The sequence below is a fragment of the Rhizobacter sp. P1_G5 genome (genome assembly GCF_056405435.1).
In genome coordinates this window covers 1-6462 of sequence record NZ_JBFUCB010000340.1, presented here as the reverse complement: position 1 = coordinate 6462, position 6462 = coordinate 1, and the positions used below count along the sequence as shown (strand labels likewise).

General features: G+C 71.9%; 6 protein-coding genes. 2 read left to right on the top strand and 4 right to left on the bottom strand.

What is annotated here, in order from left to right:
• Nucleotides 1-324 (bottom strand): DeoR family transcriptional regulator (locus AC1D12_RS21070; protein WP_477842638.1); only part of this gene is annotated, 324 nt, incomplete at its 3' end.
• A 77-nt stretch (nt 325-401) separates the two neighbouring features.
• Between AC1D12_RS21070 and nudK the strand changes: the two genes are divergently transcribed.
• Nucleotides 402-989 carry a GDP-mannose pyrophosphatase NudK gene (nudK, locus tag AC1D12_RS21065; RefSeq protein ID WP_465114174.1) on the top strand — a complete coding sequence of 196 codons (588 nt, stop codon included), beginning with the start codon at nt 402-404 and terminating at the stop codon, nt 987-989.
• Here the strand turns inward: nudK and AC1D12_RS21060 are convergent, their stop codons facing one another.
• The 3 genes from AC1D12_RS21060 to AC1D12_RS21050 form a co-directional block, all read right to left on the bottom strand.
• Entirely contained in the window at nt 990-1979 is a 990-nt protein-coding gene (locus AC1D12_RS21060; protein WP_477842637.1) for a hypothetical protein, read from the bottom strand. It lies immediately after the preceding gene.
• A gap of 95 nt (nt 1980-2074) precedes the next feature.
• Entirely contained in the window at nt 2075-3343 is a 1269-nt protein-coding gene (locus tag AC1D12_RS21055; RefSeq protein WP_477842635.1) for a sensor histidine kinase, read from the bottom strand.
• Between the two features lie 2 nt (nt 3344-3345).
• Entirely contained in the window at nt 3346-4035 is a 690-nt protein-coding gene (locus tag AC1D12_RS21050) for a response regulator transcription factor (RefSeq protein WP_477828655.1), read from the bottom strand.
• A 222-nt stretch (nt 4036-4257) separates the two neighbouring features.
• Here AC1D12_RS21050 and AC1D12_RS21045 point away from each other — a divergent pair.
• A partial coding sequence (locus AC1D12_RS21045; protein ID WP_477842633.1) for a M48 family metallopeptidase occupies nt 4258-6462 on the top strand: 2205 nt, incomplete at its 3' end.

Genomic DNA, 6462 nt, shown 5'->3' with positions numbered 1-6462 from the left:
CTGCCGCGCCAGCTGCTGGCAGGTGGTGCCGCCGTCGATGAAGACGATCTGCCCGGGCTGCACCATCGCGGCCGCGGCGCGCGCGATGCTCGCCTTGCCCTGCGGCTCGACCGCGCGCCGCGCCGAGAAATCGGCCACGGCGCTGGATGCCGGCAGCGCGCCGCCGTGCACCCGCTGCAGCAGGCCCTCGGCCGCGAGCGCGCGCAGGTCGCGCCGGATCGTGTCTTCCGACAGCCCCAGTTCCTCGCTCAGCGTCGCGGCGACGACCTGTCCGTCCTGCTTCAGGCGGCCGAGGATCAGTTGCTTGCGTTGTTCGGTCAGCATGGCCGCGAGTTTGCACGAAATTGCTTGACAGTGCACGAACATGCACGAATCATCGCGTTTCCATCCTTGAACCGGAGATCCCCGTGAACGACCGCGTGCGCATCGTCGACGTGAAGGTGCTGAGCGACGACTGGTATGTGCTGAAGAAGACGAGCTTCGACTTCCAGCGCAGCGACGGCAGCTGGCAGCGCCAGAGCCGCGAGACCTACGACCGCGGCAACGGCGCGACGATCCTGCTCTACAACCGCGAGCGCCGCACGGTGGTGCTGACGCGCCAGTTCCGCTTCCCGGCCTACGTGAACGGCACGCCCGACGGCATGCTGATCGAGGCCTGTGCCGGCCTGCTGGACCGCGACGACCCTGCGACCTGCATCCGCCGCGAGACCGAGGAGGAAACCGGCTACCGCATCGCCGAGGTGCGCCCGGTGTTCGAGGCCTACATGAGCCCGGGCTCGGTGACCGAGCGGCTGCACTTCTTCGTCGGCGCCTACGAGGCGCGCGACAAGGTGTCGGCCGGCGGCGGCGAACAGCACGAGGGCGAGGACATCGAGGTGCTCGAACCCACGCTCGACGAGGCGCTGGCCTGGGTCGCGGCGGGCAGGATCCGCGACGGCAAGACCATCATGCTGCTGCAGTACGCGAAGCTGAACCGGCTGGTCGACTGATCAGCCGGCGTCGGATGCGAGGCGCGACACCGGCACGGTGATGCTGCGGTCGATCGTGCCGTCCTTGCCCTGGTCGACGGTGATCGTCGCGAGCGCGTTCGCGATCGCGAGGCCCACGGCGGCATGCGGCAGCGTGATCGCCCAGGTGCCGGCGATCGGCAGGCCGGTCGGGCCGTAGGTGGCGCTGCCCTGCGTCGCGATGGTGTAGCGGGCCGAACCGTTCGGCAGCGTGAGCCCCATCGTGTGCGTGCCGTTGATCGAGCTGCCCTGCAGCACGCCGTCGACCAGCGTGGCCTGGCGCGTGATGTCGACGGCGCTGAGCGAGAAGTTGGCGGTGCGGCCGTCGTAGTGCGTCGTCAGGCCGAGGCTCTCCGACGTGAAGTGGCTCGTCAGCTGTGTCGTTGTGCCGTTGGTGGTCGACGAGACGGTGCGCGCGGTGTCGCCGTTCAGCGTGACGCTGCCGCGCGGCAACGCGGCCGACAGCGCGACGGCTTCGGTGGTGACCGACAGCGTGTTCGCATCGGCCGTCACCACCGTCATCGTCAGCGAGCCGCTGACGGCGGCCGCGCCGGTGGCGCCGGCGCAGTCCATGAAGGTCAGCGTGTAGACCTCGCCGGCATCGAGTTGCCCGTTCAGCAGGCTGCCGGGCGTGCCGCCGGTGATGCTGAGCACCGCGCTGCCGCCGCCGGCGCAGTCGACCGTGGCGTTCGTGACCGCCAGGGCCGACACGCCTTGCRCCGATTCATGGGCGGCCGCCACCGTGGCCTGCGTGGCCACCACCGACTGGGCCGCGAGCACGCTGGTGTCGAGCACCGTGCCCGCGTCGCCGGAGACCAGCGTGGCGTTCGCGCTGTAGCCGGTGGCGGTGTCGAGGCTCAGCTGCTCGCCGGCGTCACTGTTGCTGCTGCCCCCGCCGCCGCAGGCGGCCAGCGCAGTGGTGCACAGCAGGGCGAGCGGAAAGCGGGCGGTACGGCGGATCGAACGGCTCATGGCGGGCTCCTCGGAAAGTTGTGGGTGTCCATTGAACGCGGTGGGCCGCGGCGTGGCGACCGCGTTGCGCGACGATTTGCGACAGCATTGAAACATCAGCCGAGCGTGACGCGCACGCGGTGCGTGCTGCCATCGCGCTCGAAGGCCAGCGCGCCGCCGAGCCGCGTCGCGACCTGCCGCACGATCGCGAGACCGAGGCCGGTGCCGGGCCGCGAGCGGCTGCCGTCGCCGCGCGCGAACGCATCGGTCAGGCGCTCCACGGCCTCGGCAGGGATGCCGTCGCCGGCATCGTCGACGGTGATCCAGGCCTGCGCGGCCGAGCCGCCGACGCGCACCCGCACCGGCGGGCGGCCGTGCTTCAGCGCGTTGTCGACGAGGTTGGCGATCAGCCGCTCGACGAGCAGCCGGTTGGCGTGCTCGCGTGGCAATGCGGCCGGCGCGTCGAGCGAGAGTTCGGCGGCGGGCCGCTCGAAGCTGCTGACGACCTGCCGCGCGACGGCGGCGAGGTCCACCGTCTCGTCGCACGGCAGTTCGCCGGCGCGCACGTGGTCGAGGAAGCTCTCGATCAGCCGGTCGGCGTCCTGCACGTTGCGCACGATGCTGGCGCGGCGGGCCTGCGTCTCGGGGGTGTCGGGCAGCAGCTCGGCGGCCATGCGGATGCGGCCGAGCGGGCTGCGCAGGTCGTGCGAGACGCCGGCCAGCAGCACGGCCCGTTCACGCTCGTGCTGCTGCAGGCGCTCGAGCAGGTCGCGGTAGGCGGCGGCTATCGCGGCCACCTCGGGCGAGGCGGCCGCCGGAGCGGCGGCCGGTGCGGGCTGGCCCGGTTGATGGGCCTGCATCCGTTCGCGCAGTTGTTCAAGCGGTCGTGTGAGGCGCCGCGTGAAGCGCCAGCTGACGCCGGCGACCAGCGCGCTGGTGATCAACAGCGCGAGCAGCGTGCGCGCCGACCACGCCGGCACGACGACCTGGCCCGCGACGCCCAGCCATGTCGCCGGCCGGCCCGGCGGCACCACCTGCAGCCACAGCATCGGCTCGCCGCGGCCCGTGCCCAGCCGCACTTCGTCGACCTGCACGTCGCGTGCCGCCAGCGCCTGCCGCAGCGCGACGAAGCGCGGCGCGTTGCGCGCGGTGCGCCGGGATTCCGGCGGGGCCGTGTCGCGCTGTTGCACGGCGAGCGTCTCCGGCGGCGGCGGCGCGAGCCCGGCGGCCGCCGCCAGGTGCGGCGCCCAGCGCTCCGCGTACAGCACCGCTACCGTCACGTTGCGCTCGATGTAGAACAGCAGCCCGAAGACGAGCGCGAGCGCGGCGACGAGACCCAGCTGCGCGAGCAGCAGCCGGGCGAACAGGCTGTCGAAGCGGCGCACGGTCAACCGCGCGGGACGAAGACGTAGCCTTCGCCGCGGACCGTGTCGATCCATTCGCTGCCTGGCGCGGCCTCGGCCAGCTTGCGCCGCAGCCGCGCGACCTGCACGTCCACGGTGCGGTCCAGCGGCTTGTAGCCGCCGCTCTGCACCGCGTCGCTGAGCTGCTCGCGCGTCAGCGGCCGGCCCGGCGTGCGGGCGAGGGCGGTCAGCAGCTTGTACTCGACGCTGGTCAGCGCGATGGTGCCGTTGCCGGCCCGCACCTCGCGCTTCAGCAGGTCGATCGTCAAGCCGTCGAAGCGCAGCTGCGGCGCATCGGCCCGGCCGGGCGCCTGGCGCCGCAGCAGCGCGCGCACGCGGGCGACCAGCTCGCGCGGCTCGAACGGCTTCGGCAGGTAGTCGTCGGCGCCGATCTCCAGGCCGAGCACCCGGTCCATCGGATCGCCGCGCGCCGTCAGCATCACGATGCCGAGGCCGGGGTGTGCCGCGCGCCAGCGCCGGCAGACGTCGAAGCCGTTGGCGTCCGGCAGCATCACGTCGAGCAGCACGGCGTCGGGCAACCCTTGCGACAGCGCGCGCTCGCCGTCGCCGGCGGTCAGCACGCTGTGCACCGACCAGCCCTCGCGCTCGAGCAGTTCGCACACCATGCCCGACAGCTCGGCATCGTCGTCGACCATCAGGACCAGCGGCTTCATGGCGCATCAGTCTACGGGCCGCGTGTCCACGTGCCGCGAACATTTCAGTGCTGTCGCAAATCGTCATCCGTCCGCGATGCCAACCCGACAATTTCACTGCAAGAGCCGATTTCAGCGGTCGCTGAAACGCTGCGTTCGAGTGAATTTGCACTCGCCCGGCCCGATCCCTTCCCCTACCATCCGCGCCAACGGCCGTGAGGGCGGCTGCGAAGGACTTGGGGAATGAGTTCACCGAACAAGGCGCAGCCGGCCAAGCTGGTCGCCAAGCTGGCTCGGCCCAGCGCCGCCTACAAGCGCCACGCCTGGCTGGCCGTCGCCGCGCTCGCGGCCTTCATGCTGCTGTACCTCGGCCTTGCCGGCTGGTTCCTGTTCACGGCCTGGCGCCTCACCTTCGGGGCCGACAGCGTGTCCGGCCAGGCCGTCTGGGGCTGGGTGATCGGCGGTTGCGCGGCCTTCCTCGCGGTCTTCATGCTGAAGGCCGTCTTCTTCGTCAAGCACGGCTCGCAGGACAACACCGTCGAGATCAAGCCGGCCGAGCAGCCGCGCCTGTTCGAGTTCCTGCACAAGCTGGCCGACCGCGCCGGCGCGCCGCGGCCGCACAAGGTGTTCCTGTCGGCACGCGTCAATGCGGCGGTGTTCTACGACCTGTCGGTGCTGAACCTCGTGCTGCCGTCGCGCAAGAACCTGGAGATCGGCCTCGGCCTGGTCAACGCGCTCACGCTCGGCGAGATGCGCGCGGTGCTCGCGCACGAGTTCGGCCACTTCGCGCAGAAGTCGATGGCGGTCGGCCGCTGGGTCTACATCGCGCAGCAGATCGCCGGCCACCTGGTCGCGCGGCGCGACAAGCTCGATGCGTTCCTGAACGGCCTGTCGCGTTTCGACATCCGCATCGCCTGGGTCGGCTGGGTGCTGGGCGTGATCGTCTGGGCCATCCGCTCGCTGGTCGACAGCGCGTTCTCGGCGGTGCTGCTGGTGCAGCGCGCGCTGTCGCGCGAGATGGAAATGCAGGCCGACCTGGTCGCCGTGTCGCTGACCGGCAGCGACGCGCTGATCCACGCGCTGCACAAGCTGCAGGCGGCCGACGATTCCTGGGACCGCACGCTCGGCTTCCTCGGCAGCGAGCACGGCAAGGAGCGCATCACGCGCGATGCCTTCGCGATCCAGTCGCGCGTGATGCAGCGCATGGGCCAGGTGCTCAACGACCCGCAGTACCACCGCGTGCCGCCGCTGCCGGCCGAGAAGCCGCAGCAGCACCGCCTGTTCAAGGCCGAGGTCGCCCAGCCGCCGCGCATGTGGCTGACCCACCCGCTGAACCACGAGCGCGAAGCCAACGCGAAGCGCCACTACGTGGCGGCGCCCTTCGACGACCGCAGCGCCTGGGAGCTGTTCGACGACGCGCCCGGCCTGCGCGAGCGCGTCACCGCGCAGCTGATCGGCGAGACGAAGCTCACGCCGATCGCGCTCGAGGACTCGCTGCAGGCGCTCGACGAGCAGTTCGCACGCGAGAGCCTGCAGGGCCGCTACCGCGGCGTGTACCTCGGCCGCTCGGTCACGCGCAGCGTGAAGAGCGCGGCCGAGCTGGTCGACCCGGCACAGCAGGGCGCGACGCCGGCCGATCTGGCGGCGCTGTACCCCGAATCGCTGCTCGACGACGTGGCGCGGCTGCGCGAACTGGAGCGCGAGCTGGGCCAGTTGCGCGCGTTGCAATCCGGCGCGCTGAAGGCGCCTGGCGGCGTGATCCGACACCGCGACCGCACGCTGAAGCAGGGCGAGCTGCCGGGCCTGCTGAAGGCCGTCGAACGCGAGCACCGCCAGGTCGAGCAGCGCCTGCTGGCGCACGACAAGGCCTGCCGCAGCACGCACCGTGCCGCGGCGGCGCAGCTCGGCGGCGGCTGGGACGCCTACCTCGAAGGCCTGCTCGCGCTGCTGCACTACGCCGACCACAGCGAGGCCGACCTGCGCGATGCGCAAGGCCTGCTGTCCAACGCCTGGCAGGTGGAAAGCGCGACGCGCCGCGTCGGCAAGGCCGGCGTCGAGCGGCTGGTGGGCGTCGCGAACCATCTGCAGGCGGCCTTGCAGAGGGTGTCGGAGCAGCGCGACGCGGTGGTGCTCGATGCGACGCTGCGCGAGAAGCTCGGCGTCGCGAGCTGGAGCGAGCTGCTCGGCGAGTTCAAGCTGCCGCCTACCAGCAAGGACAACCTGGGCGACTGGCTGGGCGTCGTCGACAGCTGGGTCGACCAGCTGGCCGGCGCCTGTGGCCGGCTGCGCTCGCAGGCGCTCGACCAGCTGCTGCGCACCGAGGCGCTGGTCGCCCGCCGCGCCCGCGGCGAGGCCGTGCCCGAGCTGGCTGTGCCGGCGCCCGAGCCGTCACGCGCGCCGCCGGCCTATGCCACGCTGCTGACCGGCCGCGAACGCCAGCGGCAGACG